Annotated in this window: 14 protein-coding genes; all 14 read left to right on the top strand. The window is 67.7% G+C overall.

Annotation, left to right across the window (positions count from 1 at the left end; translation table 11 throughout):
* Nucleotides 1-9 precede the first annotated feature (9 nt).
* The 14 genes from ACOGXE_RS09180 to ACOGXE_RS09245 are packed head-to-tail and all read left to right on the top strand — an operon-like array spanning nt 10 to nt 15,702.
* Nucleotides 10-612 (top strand): NADH-quinone oxidoreductase subunit A, encoded by a 603-nt coding sequence (locus ACOGXE_RS09180; protein WP_419930628.1) that lies wholly within the window; start codon nt 10-12, stop codon nt 610-612.
* On the top strand, nt 612-1,292 hold the full coding sequence (locus ACOGXE_RS09185; protein WP_419930629.1) for an NADH-quinone oxidoreductase subunit B: 681 nt from the start codon (nt 612-614) through the stop codon (nt 1,290-1,292). The genes ACOGXE_RS09180 and ACOGXE_RS09185 overlap by 1 nt, the downstream gene beginning before the upstream one ends.
* Nucleotides 1,292-1,822, top strand: a complete 531-nt coding sequence (locus ACOGXE_RS09190) for an NADH-quinone oxidoreductase subunit C (protein ID WP_419930630.1) — start codon at nt 1,292-1,294, stop codon at nt 1,820-1,822. The genes ACOGXE_RS09185 and ACOGXE_RS09190 overlap by 1 nt, the downstream gene beginning before the upstream one ends.
* Nucleotides 1,819-3,108, top strand: a complete 1,290-nt coding sequence (locus ACOGXE_RS09195; RefSeq protein ID WP_419930631.1) for an NADH-quinone oxidoreductase subunit D — start codon at nt 1,819-1,821, stop codon at nt 3,106-3,108. Before ACOGXE_RS09190 ends, ACOGXE_RS09195 begins: the two co-directional genes overlap by 4 nt.
* The gene (gene nuoE, locus ACOGXE_RS09200; RefSeq protein WP_419930632.1) at nt 3,108-3,728 is read left to right on the top strand and encodes an NADH-quinone oxidoreductase subunit NuoE; all 621 of its coding nucleotides are present in this window, start codon (nt 3,108-3,110) and stop codon (nt 3,726-3,728) included. The genes ACOGXE_RS09195 and nuoE overlap by 1 nt, the downstream gene beginning before the upstream one ends.
* Nucleotides 3,728-5,194 (top strand): NADH-quinone oxidoreductase subunit NuoF, encoded by a 1,467-nt coding sequence (gene nuoF, locus ACOGXE_RS09205; protein WP_419930633.1) that lies wholly within the window; start codon nt 3,728-3,730, stop codon nt 5,192-5,194. Before nuoE ends, nuoF begins: the two co-directional genes overlap by 1 nt.
* Entirely contained in the window at nt 5,187-7,676 is a 2,490-nt protein-coding gene (nuoG, locus tag ACOGXE_RS09210) for an NADH-quinone oxidoreductase subunit NuoG (protein ID WP_419930634.1), read from the top strand. Before nuoF ends, nuoG begins: the two co-directional genes overlap by 8 nt.
* Nucleotides 7,673-8,917 (top strand): NADH-quinone oxidoreductase subunit NuoH, encoded by a 1,245-nt coding sequence (gene nuoH / locus ACOGXE_RS09215; protein ID WP_419930635.1) that lies wholly within the window; start codon nt 7,673-7,675, stop codon nt 8,915-8,917. The genes nuoG and nuoH overlap by 4 nt, the downstream gene beginning before the upstream one ends.
* Complete coding sequence (gene nuoI, locus ACOGXE_RS09220; RefSeq protein WP_419930636.1) at nt 8,917-9,591, top strand: NADH-quinone oxidoreductase subunit NuoI; 675 nt, start codon at nt 8,917-8,919, stop codon at nt 9,589-9,591. Before nuoH ends, nuoI begins: the two co-directional genes overlap by 1 nt.
* Complete coding sequence (locus ACOGXE_RS09225; RefSeq protein WP_419930637.1) at nt 9,591-10,202, top strand: NADH-quinone oxidoreductase subunit J; 612 nt, start codon at nt 9,591-9,593, stop codon at nt 10,200-10,202. Before nuoI ends, ACOGXE_RS09225 begins: the two co-directional genes overlap by 1 nt.
* Entirely contained in the window at nt 10,199-10,513 is a 315-nt protein-coding gene (nuoK, locus tag ACOGXE_RS09230) for an NADH-quinone oxidoreductase subunit NuoK (RefSeq protein ID WP_419854833.1), read from the top strand. Before ACOGXE_RS09225 ends, nuoK begins: the two co-directional genes overlap by 4 nt.
* Before the next feature lie 4 nt (nt 10,514-10,517).
* Nucleotides 10,518-12,422, top strand: a complete 1,905-nt coding sequence (gene nuoL / locus ACOGXE_RS09235; RefSeq protein ID WP_419930638.1) for an NADH-quinone oxidoreductase subunit L — start codon at nt 10,518-10,520, stop codon at nt 12,420-12,422.
* Nucleotides 12,423-12,424: 2 nt separating this feature from the next.
* The gene (locus tag ACOGXE_RS09240) at nt 12,425-14,086 is read left to right on the top strand and encodes a complex I subunit 4 family protein (RefSeq protein ID WP_419930639.1); all 1,662 of its coding nucleotides are present in this window, start codon (nt 12,425-12,427) and stop codon (nt 14,084-14,086) included.
* Entirely contained in the window at nt 14,086-15,702 is a 1,617-nt protein-coding gene (locus ACOGXE_RS09245; protein ID WP_419930640.1) for an NADH-quinone oxidoreductase subunit N, read from the top strand. Before ACOGXE_RS09240 ends, ACOGXE_RS09245 begins: the two co-directional genes overlap by 1 nt.
* The last annotated feature ends 25 nt before the right edge of the window (nt 15,703-15,727 follow it).

Genomic DNA, 15,727 nt, shown 5'->3' on the forward strand with positions numbered 1-15,727 from the left:
GTCCGGGGCATGAACAGCGGCTTGGCGGAATACCTGCCGGTGCTGGTTCTCGGTGTGCTCGCTGTTCTGTTCGTGCTGGTGAGCATCATTGCGTCGCGGCTGCTGGCGCCGCAGCGCAGCACGAACGCGAAGCTGGCGTCCTACGAGTGCGGGATCGTCGACCAGGCCGCCATTCCTGAGCGGTTCCCGGTGCGCTTCTACCTGGTCGCGATGCTGTTCATCATGTTCGACATCGAGATCGTGTTCCTGTACCCGTGGGCCGTCGCGAACGGCCAGCTCGGTCTCTTCGGATTCATGGCGATGTTGATCTTTGTCGTCATCTTCTTCCTGTCGTTCGTCTACGAGCTGGCGATGGGTGGGTTGGAGTGGGGTCCGCGCAAGCGCCGCGTCCTGCCACTGCCCCCGGCGAGCCGCAGCGGCGTCCAGGGCGTGCGCACGGTCGGGCTGACGGGACGTGACCTTGTGCCCGGCGCCGCATTGAGCGGCGCAGAGCAACATGGCGCCGCATTGAGCGGCGCAGAGCAACATGGCGCCGCATTGAGCGGCGCAGAGCAACATGGCGCCGCATTGAGCGGCGCAGAGCAGCACAGCAGCGGGGCGGCGGCAGGCTGATGGCGGGGATCGACGACCTCAAGTCGCGTCTCGGCATCGACGACGGTCTCGCCGGGCTCGGCCACAACGTCTTCACGGCGCCGGTGGAGGAGCTGGTGAAGTGGGCGCGTCGACGCAGCTTGATGCCGGCCACATTCGGGCTCGCCTGTTGCGCCATCGAGATGATGGCGACCGGCACGGCGCACTACGACTTGGCTCGCTTCGGCATGGAGACGTTCCGAGCCTCGCCTCGCCAAGCCGACCTGATGATCGTGGCGGGCCGTGTCAGTCAGAAGATGGCACCGGTTTTGCGCCAGATCTATGACCAGATGATGGAGCCCAAGTGGGTCCTGTCGATGGGGGTGTGTGCGTCCAGCGGGGGGATGTTCAACAACTACGCGATCGTGCAGGGCGTCGACCAGGTTGTGCCGGTCGATATGTATGCACCCGGCTGCCCGCCCGGTCCCGAGACGCTGCTGCATGCGATCCTCGCGCTGCACGAGAAGATCCGCACCGGTGAGCTGACCCAGCGCCGCGCTGAGCGCGGCGGAGGCGCTGCGGTGGACCTGGCGGCACATGGAGTGCCGCAATCGAGCAAGGCGGCACATGGAGTGCCGCAATCGGGTCTGGCGGCACATGGAGTGCCGCAATCAGGCACGGCCGCAGATGAAGCGCCGCAATCAGGCACGGCGGCGCGCTGATGGCCGACGAGGGCGTAGCAGCCGACGACGCCGCGCCAGCGACAGAAATCGCTGAGCAGCCGACCATGTTCGGCGTGCCGTGCACTGACGAGCGTGGACAGCAGGTGCTGTATCCGAGCCGTGACGAGTACCTCGATGTACTCGGCATGGCCGCCGCTGACGGCTTCGAGCTGTGCGTTGACGTGTGCGCTGTGGACGGGCTCACGAATCGCAGCCGTACGGTACCGCCCGGCATCGAGCCGGAACGTTTCGAAGTGGTGGTGAACCTGCTGGATCTCCGTGGCCGCCGCCGGCTGCGCATTCGCACCCAAGTCCCGGCCGATGACCCGCAGGTGCCCTCTGCCGTCGGCCTGTACCCGGGTGCTGAGGCGCCCGAGCGAGAGGCGGCCGACCTGTTCGGCATCAGCTTCAGCGACCATCCCGATCCCAGCCGCATTCTCATGCCGCCGGACTGGGATGGACATCCGCTGCGCAAGGACTACGCCATCGGCGCCATCCCGGTGCAGTTCAAGGCGGTCGAAGGCCGATGAGCGCTGCAACGGCCGCCGCAATCTGCCGACCGACGGACGCCGTGCTGCGCATCTCCGAAGAGGAGGCGTTGGATGCAGCGGTCGTCGAAGATGACGTCGAGGCCGTCGCAGCAGCACCCGACGACGGGCCGATGCTCATCAACATGGGCCCGCAGCACCCGTCCACCCACGGCGTGCTGCGCATCGCAATGGAACTGCAGGGCGAGACGGTGCTGCGCTCCAAGCCGATCATCGGCTACCTGCACACGGGAATGGAGAAGACCGCCGAGGACCTCACGTTCCTGCAGGGGCCGACGAACGTCACCCGCATGGACTACGCCTCGCCCCTGTTCACCGAGCTGGTGTTCTGCCTCGCCGTCGAAAATCTGCTGGAAACGGAGATCCCGCCGCGGGCGACGTGGATCCGCATGCTGATGTGCGAGCTGAACCGCATGAGCTCGCACCTGCTGTTCCTGGCGACGAACGGCATGGATCTCGGCGCCGTCGGGATGATGCTGTACGGCTGGCGAGAGCGCGAGGAGATCCTGCGGTTCTTCGAGAGCGTCACCGGCTTGCGGATGAACCACAACTACATCCGTCCCGGCGGCGTGGCGGCCGATTTGCCCGACGGCTGGCAGGACGACGTGGAGCACATCCTGGCGGTGCTGCCCGACCGGCTTGAGCAGTTCGACACCTTGATGACCGGCCAGCCGATCTGGCGAGACCGCACCCAGGGCGTCGGCGTCATCACCGCCGACGAGGCCATCGCCATGTCGGCCACCGGGCCGCTGCTGCGCAGCACCGGCGAGGCGTGGGACCTGCGCCGCACCATGCCGTACCTGGCCTACGACGAGGTGGATTTCGACGTCGTGGTCGGCGCCTACGGCGACACGTTCGACCGGTACTCCATCCGGCTGAACGAGATCCGGGAGTCGATGCGCATCGTCGCCCAGTGCCTGGACAAGATGCCCAAGGGTCCCTACCGCACAGAGGACCGCAAGGTCACGCCGCCGCCGCGGGCGCGCATCGACGAGTCGATGGAAGCGCTGATTCACCACTTCAAGATCTTCACCGAAGGGTTCCGGGTGCCGGCCGGCGAGACGTATGTGGCGGTCGAGTCGCCGCGCGGAGAGCTGGGCTGCTATCTGGTTTCCGACGGCGGGCCCAAGCCGCAGCGGGTGCACATCCGGGCGCCCTCGTTCGTCAACCTGCAGAGCCTGCCGCATCTGATGTACGGCGGCCTGCTGGCCGACGCCATCGCCATCATCTCCTCCGTCGACCCGATCATGGGGGAGGTCGACAGATAATGACCTTCTTCAGTGAGGAGAACCGCTTGCTGGCGCGCGAGATCATCGGCCGCTATCCCAAGCGCCGGTCGGCCATGATCCCCCTCTTGCACGTTGCACAGGCACAGGCCGGCTGGGTGTCTCCCGAGGCCATGGTGGAGATTGCCGAACTCGTCGACACAACGCCCGCCGAGGTGCTGGGTACCTGCTCGTTCTACGAGATGTTCAAGCGCGAACCCGTCGGCAAGTACCTGGTGAACATCTGCGCCACCATGTCGTGTGCGCTCGCCGGCGCGGCAGAGCTGATGGAACATGCGGAGGAGCGCTTGGGCGTGCGCGCCGGCGGCACCACCCCTGACGGCTTGTTCACGCTGGCTTCTGCGGAATGCCAGGCCGCCTGCACCGAGGCTCCGTGCCTGCAGGTGAACTACCGCTACCGCTACCGGGTCGACGCTGAGAGCTTCGACCAGCTCGTCGACGACCTCGCTGCAGGTGCCCTCGACGGCGAGATCCCGCCGCACGGCGTCACTGCGCGCATACGGCAGCGCATTCCGGCCGACCGGGCAGTTGGCGCCGTCCCGCCCGAAGAGGTCAACGAGGAGCCCGTGTGGCTGGCCGTTGCAGACGGGGTGTCCAGCTGATGGCGTCGTACACGATTCCCCACGCGCCCGGCTTCGTGGCCAACGATGCGCCTCGCATCGTCACCGAGCGATTCGATCATGCCGACAGCTACACCCTCGAGCGGTATCTGGCCACCGGCGGTTACGAGGGCTTGCGCGCCGCGCTCGAGCGCTCGCCGGCCGACGTCCACAGCGAAGTACGCGATGCCACCCTGCTCGGGCGCGGCGGCGCCGGATTCCCGGCAGGCGTGAAGTGGGGTTTCTGCCCGCCAGGGGTGTGGCCCCGCTATCTCGTCGTGAACGGCGACGAGTCCGAGCCGGGCACCTACAAGGACCGCCTGCTGATGGAGCTGGACCCGCACCAGCTCATCGAGGGGTGCCTCATCGCTTGCTACGCGGTCGGGCTGTCGCAGTGCTTCCTGTACATCCGCGGCGAGATGGCCGTTGCGCAGGAGCGTGTGGCGCAGGCCCTCAATGAGGCCTACGACGCCGGCTGGGTGGGCCGCAATATCTGCGGCACCGACTTCTCGGTCGACATCGTGTTGCACTGGGGCGCCGGCGCGTATGTCGTCGGAGAGGAAACGGCCCTCATCGAGAGCCTGGAAGGCAATCGCGGCATGCCGCGGCTCAAGCCCCCCTACTTCCCTGCGGCGATCGGGCTGTACGGCCAGCCGACCATCGTGAACAACGTCGAGACCCTGGCGAACCTGCCGTGGATCATGCGCAATGGCGCTGCGGCATTCACGGCCATCGGCACGCCCACCTCGCCGGGCACGCGCATGATCGCGGTCAGCGGTCACGTTCAACGCCCCGGCGTGTACGAGATCACCAACGGCACTACCACGTTCCGTGATCTCATCTATGGCGAGGACTACTGCGGCGGCCTGCGTCCCGGCCGGGAGCTGAAGGCGTTCGTGCCCGGCGGCGGCTCAGCCCCGTGGTTCACCCCGGCACAGCTCGACCTTCCCTTCGAGGCCTCCGAAGTGGGCCCGCAGGGCTCGATGCTGGGCTCGGGCGCGGTGATGGTGATGGACGACACCACCGACATCCCCGCCGCGGCGCTGACGTTGACCAAGTTCTATGCGCACGAGTCATGCGGCAAGTGCGTGCCGTGCCGGGAGGGGGCTACCTGGCTGGAGCGAGTGCTGCGGCGCGTGTGCGATGGCACGGGCACACCACGTGATCTCGAAGTGCTGCTCGAGGTCGGCGCTTCGATCAGCCCGGGAGACTTCCCTCACGCCGCGGTTCCCGAACGAGGCCTCGAGGCGAAGCCGTTCCCATACCAGATGACCACCATCTGCTTTGTGGGACCGTCCGCGTTCGCGCCTCTGCACTCGGCCATGACGTTGTTCCCCGAGGAGTTCGAGGCCCGGGTGGCCCCGAACGCGCATCTCGAGAACGGGCTGCTTGGCAGCCCAGCATCTGGCACCGGGCCGTCCCACGGCCCGGCATCAAGCTCGGTGTCGGAGGTGTCCATCCGTGTCTGACACAGCGCCTGCTGAAGCTGCACCGAGCACCGTCGAGGTGACGATCGACGGCGTTGCATTCGATGCACGACCGGGCGAACTCGTCATCGCAGCGGCGGAGCGTGCCGGAGTGCACATCCCGCGCTTCTGTTACCACGAGCGGATGAGCTCGGTCGGCATGTGCCGCATGTGCCTTGTCGAGATCGACACCGGCCGCGGGCCTCAACTGCAGGCATCCTGCATGGTCCCGGTCTCACCGCAGATGGTGGTGGACACCACCAGCGAGCGCACGCAGCGGGCGCAGGAGGGCGTGCTCGAGCTGCTGCTCATCAACCATCCGCTGGACTGCCCGGTCTGCGACAAGGGCGGCGAGTGCCCACTGCAGGACCAGACCATGGCCTACGGCCCGGGCGAGTCCAGGTTCGTGGAGGAAAAGCGGCACTTCCAAAAGCCCATCCCCATCTCCGACCTGGTCCACCTCGACCGGGAACGCTGCATCCTGTGCGACCGCTGCACCCGGTTCGCTGACGAGGTTGCGGGCGATCCGCTCATCGACTTCACCGAGCGCGGCAACGAGACCCAGGTGCTCACCTTCCCCGGCGAGCCCTTCTCGTCGTACTTCTCGGGCAACACGGTCCAGATCTGCCCCGTCGGCGCGCTCACCGCAGCGCCCTACCGCTTCAAAGCGCGGCCGTGGGACCTTGTCGAGACAGAATCCACCTGCACGACGTGCGCCGTGGGCTGCCGGATCGCAGTTCAGTCGACTCGCAACGAACTGGTGCGCTATCTCGGTGTCGACATCGACCCGGTCAACCATGGCTGGCTGTGCGACAAGGGCCGCTTCGCTTTCGGCTCGGTGGCGAGCCCAGACCGGGTGACGACGCCGCTGCAGGCCCGCACGCCGCCGGGCACTACTTCGGACCTCTCCGACGATGAGCCGCTGCGTCGTTTCCAGCCGACCGACTGGGCGAGCGCGCTCGCTGCGGTGACCGCCGCGGTGACGGCGGCCCGGCCGGGCGCGATTGCCGTGCTCGGCGGTGCTCGCGGCACCAACGAGGATGCCTATGCGTGGTCGAAGCTGGCCCGCACGGTGCTGCAGACGGACCATGTCGACGCCCAGCTCGGCGATGGGCTGCCCGCTGAGCTGGTGGTGGGCCTGCCGGCGGCAACCATCGATGAGGCGTGCAGCGCCGACACGACACTGCTGGTGTGCGGCGACCTTCGCGAGGAGCTGCCCGTCCTGCATCTGCGCTTGCGCGGTGCGGCGCGAGCGGGCACCACTCGCTTGGTCGAGATTGCCCCGACCACAACGGGCCTGACCCGCAGCGCTGCGCGGAGCGAGCAGTGCCGCGGCGGCGAGGCCGCGTCGGTGCTGCGAAGCCTGCTCGACGGCGATGACCCCCTGGCCGACGAACTGGCGGCCGGGTCGGTGGTGGTGGTGCTCGGCCGTTCGTCGGTGTCGGAGTCGGCCGAAGCAGCGGCCGAGGCGGCCTCGGTCATCAGTGCCCGCGTCCCCCACGCCCGCTTCCTCGTCGCCGCACGGCGGGGCAACGTCCGCGGCGCGCTCGACATGGGTCTGGCGCCGGGGCTGCTGCCCGGTCGGGCACTGAGCGCCAGCCCGCCGCGCGAGCTTGCGGATGCGTGGGGCGAACTGCCCAGTGAACGCGGGCACGACGCAACGGGAATACTCGCGGCAGCCGCTGCCGGAGAGATCGACGTGCTGTTCCTGCTCGGCGCGGATCCGCTGACCGATTTCCCCGACAGCATGCTGGCTCGCCTCGGCGTGTCCGGCGCGGGCACCGTCGTGGCGGTGGATTCGTTCGTAAGCCAATCGACGGCGGAGGCCGACATCGTGCTGCCGGCTGCGGTGTTCGGGGAGAAGTCGGGCACCACGACCAACCTGGAGGGACGCGTCTCAGCCGTCGGCGAGCTGGTGACTGCGCCGGGCTCGGCCCGTCCCGACTGGATGATCGCGGCCGAGCTGGCGGTGCTCTGCGGCGGCGACCTCGGGTTCCTCTCCGTCGATGAGATCACTGCCGAGATTGCCGCTGTGTGTGCCAGCCACGCAGCCGCGCGTGGACCTGCGCTGGCCGCTGACGGCGTGCTGGCATCGGGGGCGGCCTTCAAGCCCGAGTTCCCGGCTGAGCAGGTCGCGCCGCCCCACGATGCGTACGGCCTCCGCTTGATCGCCAGCCGCAAACTCTACGACGGCGGGGTGACGGTGGGCCAGACGCCGGCGCTGGCGTCGCTGGAGGCGGACACGCTCCTGCGCGTGCATCCGGTGGATCTGGAGCGGGTCGGAGTCGAGTCGGGCACTGAGGTCGAGGTTCACTCCGAGCGCGGCGCGCTGCGGCTGCCGATCGTGGCTGATGCCGATGTCGCACGCGGCAACGTCGTGGTGATGTTCCCGTCGTCTCACATCGACGTAGGCGCGTTGATCGACGCGACAGCGCCGGTCACGGACGTGCGCATCGAGACTCGCGGTGGCGAGGGGTCAAGATGACCGGTGATCCGCTCTTTGCTGATGGAGTCGACTGGGGCGACATCGGCATCATGGGCGTCAAAGTGCTGGTGGCGTTCGCTGCCTTGTTGGTCGCCACCATGTTCATGATCTGGTTCGAGCGCAAGCTGATCTCGGACATGCAGCACCGCATCGGGCCCAACGTGGCCGGGCCATGGGGCCTGCTGCAGGCTTTCGCCGACGGCGTGAAGTTCTTCTTCAAGGAAGACCTGCGCCCGGCCAATGCCGACCCGCTCGTCTTCCGGCTGGCGCCGTACATCTCGGCGGTCACCGCGTTCGTCGCCTTCGCCATCGTGCCGATCGGCGGCGTGTTCACGAACCCTGCGTCGTCGCCGCCCGGGACTCGCAGCGGCACGGTCACGCTGTTCGGCAAGGAGACCATCCTGCAGGTGGCCGATCCGCCGGTCGGCATCCTGCTGCTGCTCGCGATGTCCTCGGTCGCCGTCTATGGCGTCATGCTGGCGGGCTGGTCGTCGGGGTCGAAGTACCCGCTCATCGGGTCGGTTCGGGCCTCGGCGCAGGCCATCTCGTATGAGGCCGCGCTGGGCATGGCTGTGGTCGCGGCGGTGATCGTGACCGGCTCCCTGTCCACCCAGCACATCGTGGCGGACCAGGCGGGCGGCATCGGCAACTGGTTGATCCTGACGACCGGCATCGTGCCGTTCTTTGTCTTTCTCATCGCTGCCACTGCTGAGCTGAACCGGCCGCCGTTCGATCTCGTCGAAGCCGAGCAGGAGCTGGTGGGCGGCTTTCACACCGAGTACTCCTCGATTCGCTTCGCGTTGTTCTTCCTGGCCGAGTTCATGAACGTCATCACGATGTCGGCGATCATGGTGACGCTGTTCTTCGGCGGCCCGGCAGGACCCGTCTTCTTCGGCCTGACGTGGCTGTGGCCCACCGTGTGGTTCCTGGTGAAGGTGCTCGCCTTCCTGTTCGTGTTCGTGTGGTTCCGGGCCACGCTGCCCCGCCTGCGTTACGACCAGCTGATGTCGCTGGGATGGAAGGTGCTCATCCCCCTGATGCTGTTCTGGCTGATGTTCTTGGGCCTGCGGCAACTGGTCGCCGACCAGGAAGGCTGGAACCTGGTGCAACAACTGGTGGTGACGCTGGTCATCAGCGCTGCGGCGTTCGCGCTGGGATGGGCGCTGCTGGCAGCAGCCCTGCGGGCCGCCAAACGTCGGGTCGACGACGTCGACGAAGGTCTCGAAGTAGGGGGAGGCTGATGGGCTACCTCGACGGCTTCAAGGTCACGTTCGGCAAGCTCTTCGGCGAGCGAGTCACCACCGAGTACCCGCATGAGAAGCGACCGAAGCCGCCGCGTTTCCATGGCCGCCATGTGCTCAACCGCTACCCCGACGGCATGGAGAAGTGCATCGGGTGCGAGCTGTGCGCAGGCGTGTGCCCGGCCCGCTGCATCTACGTCCGCGGGGCCGACAACTCGCCCGACGACCCGGTGTCGCCGGGGGAGCGCTTCGGCTACGTCTACGAGATCAACTACCTGCGCTGCATCCACTGCGACCTATGCGTGGAAGCCTGCCCGACCGAGGCCATCACCGAGACGAAGGTCTTCGAGTTCAGTTTCCCGACCCGCCGCGACGCCATCTACACCAAGGACGAGCTGCTCACCGACGAAGATGGCCGCCCCCGCCGCCAGCCGTGGGAGCTGTGGCACGACGGCGACGACGAGCACACCTCTGGCTGGATGCGGGCCACCTCGCCATCCGGCCAGCCCGACTACGAGGGCCGCGTGGGCTGGAGCGGCGAGCTGGGCTACGGCGTACGAGCGCCCGAGCAGGGCCAGCACGCCGACTACGACGCCGACGCTGCCGAGAGCGACGACGAATCCGCCGGCGTCGAAGAGCACTCCCACACGCCCGCGACGGGAGACCATCACTGATGGTCGAGGTGGTGGTGTTCGCGATCGCCGGCGCCGCGTGCCTTGTCGGCGCGGTCGGCGTGGTGCTGTCGCGCAACCCGGTGCATGCAGCGCTCATGCTGGTGATGACGCTGTTCGGCATTGCGGTGCTGTTCGTCGCGCAGCAGGCGCACTTCATCGCCGCCGTGCAGGTCATCGTGTACGCCGGCGCCATCGTGGTGCTGTTCCTGTTCGTCATCATGCTGCTGGGCGTGGACCGGGCCGCCGAGCTCTCGCTGGGCTCCTTGCCGGCCCAGCGATGGACCGCAGCCGCCTTCGGCCTCGGCGGTGCCGCCGTGCTGGTGTGGCTGGTTGCGGCCGTGGACCGGATCTTCAAGGGCGCTCGTTCGTACGAGATTGAGCAGCTCGGTATCGCCGGGGCCGACGCCGACGCTGCGGCCGCGGACTACGTCACCGATGTCAGCGCGATCGCCAGGTCGCTGTTCTCCGACTACGTGTACGCATTCGAGCTGACATCGCTGTTGCTCATCGTGGCGGTCATCGGCACGGTGATTTTGGCTCGGCGCAGCGGGTACGGCGGCCATCCGCCGTCGGCTGAGCGCACTCAGGCGCCGGAGGAGGCACGCCAGTGAGCGGCCTTGAGGTGACGACCGGCTGGTACCTGACGCTGGGGGCGATGCTGTTCCTCATCGGCGGCACGGGCCTGCTGGTGCGGCGCAACCCGCTGATCATGCTCATGTGCGTCGAGCTGATGCTCAACGGCGTCAATCTCAGCTTCATTGCCTTCGCTGACCGTTTCGGCGACGTGCATGGGCACACGGTGGTGCTCTTCGTCTTGGTCGTGGCGGCGGCCGAGGTGGTGGTCGGTCTCGGTCTGGTGGTGGCGGTGCTGCGCGCCTCGCCTCGTGCGACAGCGGACGATCTGTCGGCCCTGAAGGGCTGAACCCATGGTCGAACTGGTATGGCTCATCCCCGCGCTGCCCCTCGCCGGGTTCGCCGTGCTCCTGCTGGCGGGGCCTCGCCTGGGCGAGCCCCGGGCCGGCTGGCTGGCCACGGCTGCCAGTGCCGGGTCGTTCCTGTTCACGCTCGTCACGTTCGGCGGGCTGCTGGGGCTCGACAGCACGCCTGGCGGTGCCGGCGGCCGCGGCGGGCGCTGGTTCACCTCGACGCTGTTCGAGTGGATGCCGATCGGCGGCCTGGAGGTGGACGCCGCGCTGCTGGTGGACCCGCTGTCGATGACGATGGCGCTGTTCGTGACCGGCGTGGGCACGCTCATCCACCTGTACTCGGTCGGCTACATGCACGGCGACCCGAAGTACTCCAAGTTCTTCCTGTACCTCAACCTGTTCCTGTTCTCGATGCTCATGCTGGTGCTGGGCGACAACCTCGTAGTCACCTTCCTGGGCTGGGAAGGCGTGGGCACCTGCTCGTATTTGCTCATCTCGTTCTGGCACGAGCGGCCCACCGCGGCCACTGCCGGGAAAAAGGCGTTCGTCACCAACCGCATCGGCGACTTCGGCTTCATGGTGGCCACGTTCCTGCTGTGGACGACGCTCGGCACGGTGTCCTACGCCGGTATCGCAGCGGCATCCGGCGACCTGGCAAGCGGCACCGCCACGGCTGTAGCGCTGCTTCTGCTGCTTGCTGCCGCTGGAAAATCGGCGCAGCTCCCGCTCTACGTCTGGCTGCCCGACGCCATGGAGGGCCCGACGCCGGTTTCGGCCATGGTGCACGCGGCCACGATGGTCACCGCCGGCGTGTACCTGCTGGTGCGGCTCAACCCGGTGCTGGACCAGTCGAAATCGGCGCTGTTGGTCATCGCCATCGTCGGTGCTGCCACTGCGTTGTTTGCGGCACTGGCCGCGGTAGCGCAGCACGACATCAAACGAGTACTGGCCTACTCGACGGTCAGCCAGCTCGGCTACATGTTCCTGGCGATCGGCTCGGAAGCGTACGTGGCGGCCATCTTCCACGTCGTCACCCACGCCTTCTTCAAGGGGCTGCTGTTCTTGGGATCCGGCTCGGTCATCCACGGCCTCGGCGATGAGCAGGACATGCGTCGCATGGGCGGTCTGCGGCTGCTCATGCCCGTCACCGCCGTCACGTTCATCGTGGGATGGCTGGCGATTGCCGGCGTGCCGCCGCTGTCGGGTTTCTGGTCGAAGGATGAGATTTTGCTGGCAGCGTGGGAGCAGCCCGACATAGGCAAGCTGCTGTGGGCCGTGGGCCTCGTCACAGCCTTGCTGACCGCCTACTACATGAGCCGCCAGACCTTCCTGGTGTTCTTCGGGGGCCAGCGCTGGGACGACAGCGCCCACCCGCACGAGTCACCGCCGACCATGACGCTGCCGCTCGTGCTGCTGGCAGGCGCGGCGGCCATCGGCGGCATCATGAACCTGCCGCTGGTGGGTGACTGGCTGGTGCTCGAACATTTCCTGGAGCCGGTGCTGGCCCACGAGCACGAATTCAAGAGCGATACCTGGCAGAAGGTGCTCTTCGCATTCGTGGCGGTACTCGCAGCGCTGATCGGCATAGCGATCGCCGTTGCGGCATGGCTGCGCTCGCGTATCCCGACTGACAAGCTCGAGCCCGCGCTGCTGCAGAACGTCTTCTACGTCGACGCGACCATTTCCAACTTCGTGGGCGGCCCCGGCACCAAGGCGTTCGAGGCCGCTGCAACCGCTGACCGGCGCTTCGTCGACGGCGCCGTCAACGGCGTTGCGCGGCTGGTGCGAATGCTCGGCGAAGCTGTACGCCCGCTGCAGTCGGGCTACCTGCGGCACTACGCGTCGGGCGTCGCCGTCGGCGCGATCATCCTCGTCATCTGGCTCGCGCTGCGGGGCGTCTCGTAGCCATGGGCTCCCTGCTTGCCGCATCAGGTGCAACCGGCGATTTCCCGCTGCTGAATGCGCTGATCTTTGTCCCTGCCGTGGGCGCACTCGTGGTCGCATTGCTGCCGCGCAGCCGCCCGGACCTGGCACGTCCGCTCGGCACGCTGTTCGCTGCCATCGGCGGTGTGCTGGCGCTGGCGTTGGCTTGGCAGTTCGACACCGGAACGGCGGCGCACGCCGAATCCGTCGCGGAGGGTTTTCAGTTCGTCAGCCAGCAGTCGTGGATCCCGGCGCTCGGCATTTCGTGGAACGTCGGTGTCGACGGCATCTCGCTGTGGCTGGTGGTGCTGACCAGCGTGGTGGTGCCGATCGTGCTGGCCGGCGTCGACCCGCACCACGATCCCAAGCCCTACACGGCATGGATGCTGCTGCTGCAGGCCGGCTCAGTCGGCGCATTCGTCGCCCTCGACCTGTTCCTGTTCTTCGTGATGTTCGAAGTGGTGCTGGTGCCCATGTACTTCCTCATCGCGGGCTGGGGCTACGAGGGGCGCCGGTACGCCGCCACGAAGTTCTTCATCTACACGATGGCGGGCTCGGCGCTGCTGCTCGTGGCGATCGTTGCGACGGCGGTGCTCGGCTCACCCGACGGCGGCATCACGTTCGACCTGGTGGCGCTCGCCGAAGGCCAGCACCTGGCCACCAACACTGCCCGTCTGTGCTTTGTGGCATTCGCGATCGCCTTCCTGGTGAAGGTGCCCGTGGTGCCGCTGCATACCTGGCTGCCCGATGCGCACACCGAAGCGCCCACGGCGGGTTCGGTGGTGCTGGCGGCCGTGCTGCTGAAGCTGGGCACCTACGGCCTGCTGCGCTTTGGCCTCTACCTGTTCCCCGAGGCGTCCGACTGGGCCGCGCCCGTGCTGGTGACCGTCGGCGTGGTGGGTGTGATCTGGGGTGCGATTACTGCGGCCATGCAGCGCGACCTCAAGCGGCTTGTCGCGTATTCCTCGGTCGCGCACATGGGCTTCATCGTGCTGGGCATCTTCGCCTTCACCACTCAGGCAATCGGCGGCGGCGTGATCCAGATGGTCAACCACGGCATCAGCACCGGTGCGCTGTTCCTCTTGGTGGGGATGCTCTATGAGCGGCGCCGAACACGGCAGATCGACGAGCTGGCCGGCATCCAGTCGGCCGCACCGGTCTTTGCAGGCGTTTTCACGCTGATCATGCTGTCGTCGATCGGTGTGCCGGGTCTCAACGGTTTCGTGGGCGAGTTCCTGATCTTGATCGGCTCGTTCGAGACCCGGCCGGCATGGACGATCATCGCTGCGACCGGCGTCATCTTGGCGGCGCTGTATCTGCTGTGGGCCTACCAGCGGGTGTTCCACGGGCCGCCCGCGGCGGCCGATCGCCAGACTTCCGACCTGCGCAAGGGAGAGCTGCTGACGCTCGCGCCGTTCGTCATCGCAGCGGTGGCACTGGGCGTCTACCCCAAGCCGCTGCTCACGGCCACCGAACCTGCCGCCGACTGCCTGGTGATGCACGTCACCATGCACAGCTCCGACGAGCTGCGTGACCCTGGCGATCCTGTCGTGGTCTTTGACGGTTGTGACATCCGTGAGAGCGCCGACTCTGCCAGCGACAGCGCCGGCCACAGCACCGGCGAGCACGACGAGGACGGCCACTGATGGCCCAGGTGCAGGACGTGTTCGTCTCCCCGCCGGTCGACTGGTGGGTCCTGGTGCCGCAGATCATCCTGGTCGGCGCTGCGCTGGGGCTGCTGCTGGTGGCCTCGCTGGCGCCGCGCGCGCTGCCTGACTGGGTGTCCACCGTCGTCGCCATCGCCACGGGTGCAGCCGCCGCCATCGTGGCTGCCGTCCAGTGGGGCATGTGGGGATCGACGCCCCGGCCCACGCTGGCAGGCGCATTCGTCAGCGATGGCTTCAGCCTGCTGCTCACGGTGCTGATCGGTGCCGGAGTTGTCATGACGGCGCTCGTCGCGCATTCGGCGCTCGACCGCTATGACATGGCGCCGCCGGAGTTCGCGGCGCTGCTGCTGGCCTCGGCAGCCGGGGCTGTCGTCATGGCGGGCGCGAACGATCTCATCGTGCTGTTCCTGGGCCTCGAATCGCTGTCGATCGCCCTGTACGTGCTGATCGCGCTGGCAGGCCGCCGAGCGTCCGCGCGCGAGTCGGCCATGAAGTATTTCGTGCTGGGGGCGTTCAGCTCGGCATTCTTCCTCTACGGCATCGCGCTCGTCTACGGCTCCACCGGCGGCACGAATCTCAGCGGGATCGGCGGCTTCCTCTTCGGATCCATCAGGGAAACCGACTACCTGCTGCTTGTCGGTACCGCCTTGCTGCTCGTCGGCTTGGGGTTCAAGGTGGCCGCCGTCCCGTTCCATTTCTGGGCACCTGACGTCTATGAGGGCGCGCCCAGCCCGGTCACCGGTTACCTGGCGTCGATCGCCAAGGCCGCCGGCTTCGCCGCGCTGGCGCGCGTGCTGTACGTGGCGCTCGCGGAGCAGAGCACTGCGTGGGCGCCGATTCTCATCGGGCTGGCGTTCGCCACGCTCGCGGTGGGTGCGGTGCTGGCCATCTGCCAGTCCGACGTCAAGCGCATGCTGGCGTACAGCTCGATCAGCCATGCAGGCTTCGTGCTGGTCGGCCTCTCCGCGGCCCCGGCGCTCGGCGGAGCGGCCCAGTGGATCGTGAGCGTCGGAGACGATGCCCCGCTGGTGCTCGTGACGGCTGGCAGCGGCGAGGCTGTCTCGTCGGCCGTCTTCTACCTGATCGCTTACTCGTTCATGGCGCTGGGCAGTTTCGCCGTGCTGTCGGTCGTCGGCGCTGAGCTTGGGTCGTCAGAATCCGATGCGAGCGCCCACGCCCTCGGCCGATACAGCGGGCTTGCACGCCGCCGCCCTGTTTTGGCGCTCGCTTTCGCAGCGCTGCTGCTGGCGCAGGCGGGCGTGCCGTTCACCGCCGGCTTCTGGGCCAAGTTCGAGGTCATCCGCGCGGCAATCGGCACCCGCGGCTACGTCCTGGCCGCAGTGGCGATGATCACGGCGGTCGTGAGCGCCTTTGCCTACTTGCGGGTCGTGCTGGCCATGTACGCCCCGGAAGGGCAGGTCGACGACGGCGACACTGCCCCGGCCGCTCGAGCCAGCCGGCCGCGCTGGGGCGGCCTGCCCTTGACCTCGGTCTTCGCCATCAGCCTCGCGGTCGGCGTGACCATCGTCGTCGGCGTGTTGCCTCAGCGACTCCTCGAGTGGAGCGCCGAGGCGGTCCTGTCGATCATCTTGTAGAACGCCTCACGTGGCGGATCCCTCG

Origin of the sequence: Candidatus Poriferisodalis sp. (assembly GCF_965208555.1) — a bacterium.
Taxonomy (GTDB): domain Bacteria; phylum Actinomycetota; class Acidimicrobiia; order Acidimicrobiales; family Poriferisodalaceae; genus Poriferisodalis.

Coding starts and splice junctions, on each gene's coding strand:
- ACOGXE_RS09180 (WP_419930628.1), top strand. CDS start 10: ATGAACAGCGGCTTGGCGGAATACCTGCCGGTGCTGGTTCTCGGTGTG.
- ACOGXE_RS09190 (WP_419930630.1), top strand. CDS start 1,292: ATGGCCGACGAGGGCGTAGCAGCCGACGACGCCGCGCCAGCGACAGAA.
- nuoE (WP_419930632.1), top strand. CDS start 3,108: ATGACCTTCTTCAGTGAGGAGAACCGCTTGCTGGCGCGCGAGATCATC.
- ACOGXE_RS09225 (WP_419930637.1), top strand. CDS start 9,591: ATGGTCGAGGTGGTGGTGTTCGCGATCGCCGGCGCCGCGTGCCTTGTC.
- nuoI (WP_419930636.1), top strand. CDS start 8,917: ATGGGCTACCTCGACGGCTTCAAGGTCACGTTCGGCAAGCTCTTCGGC.
- ACOGXE_RS09185 (WP_419930629.1), top strand. CDS start 612: ATGGCGGGGATCGACGACCTCAAGTCGCGTCTCGGCATCGACGACGGT.
- ACOGXE_RS09240 (WP_419930639.1), top strand. CDS start 12,425: ATGGGCTCCCTGCTTGCCGCATCAGGTGCAACCGGCGATTTCCCGCTG.
- nuoH (WP_419930635.1), top strand. CDS start 7,673: ATGACCGGTGATCCGCTCTTTGCTGATGGAGTCGACTGGGGCGACATC.
- nuoF (WP_419930633.1), top strand. CDS start 3,728: ATGGCGTCGTACACGATTCCCCACGCGCCCGGCTTCGTGGCCAACGAT.
- ACOGXE_RS09195 (WP_419930631.1), top strand. CDS start 1,819: ATGAGCGCTGCAACGGCCGCCGCAATCTGCCGACCGACGGACGCCGTG.
- nuoL (WP_419930638.1), top strand. CDS start 10,518: ATGGTCGAACTGGTATGGCTCATCCCCGCGCTGCCCCTCGCCGGGTTC.
- ACOGXE_RS09245 (WP_419930640.1), top strand. CDS start 14,086: ATGGCCCAGGTGCAGGACGTGTTCGTCTCCCCGCCGGTCGACTGGTGG.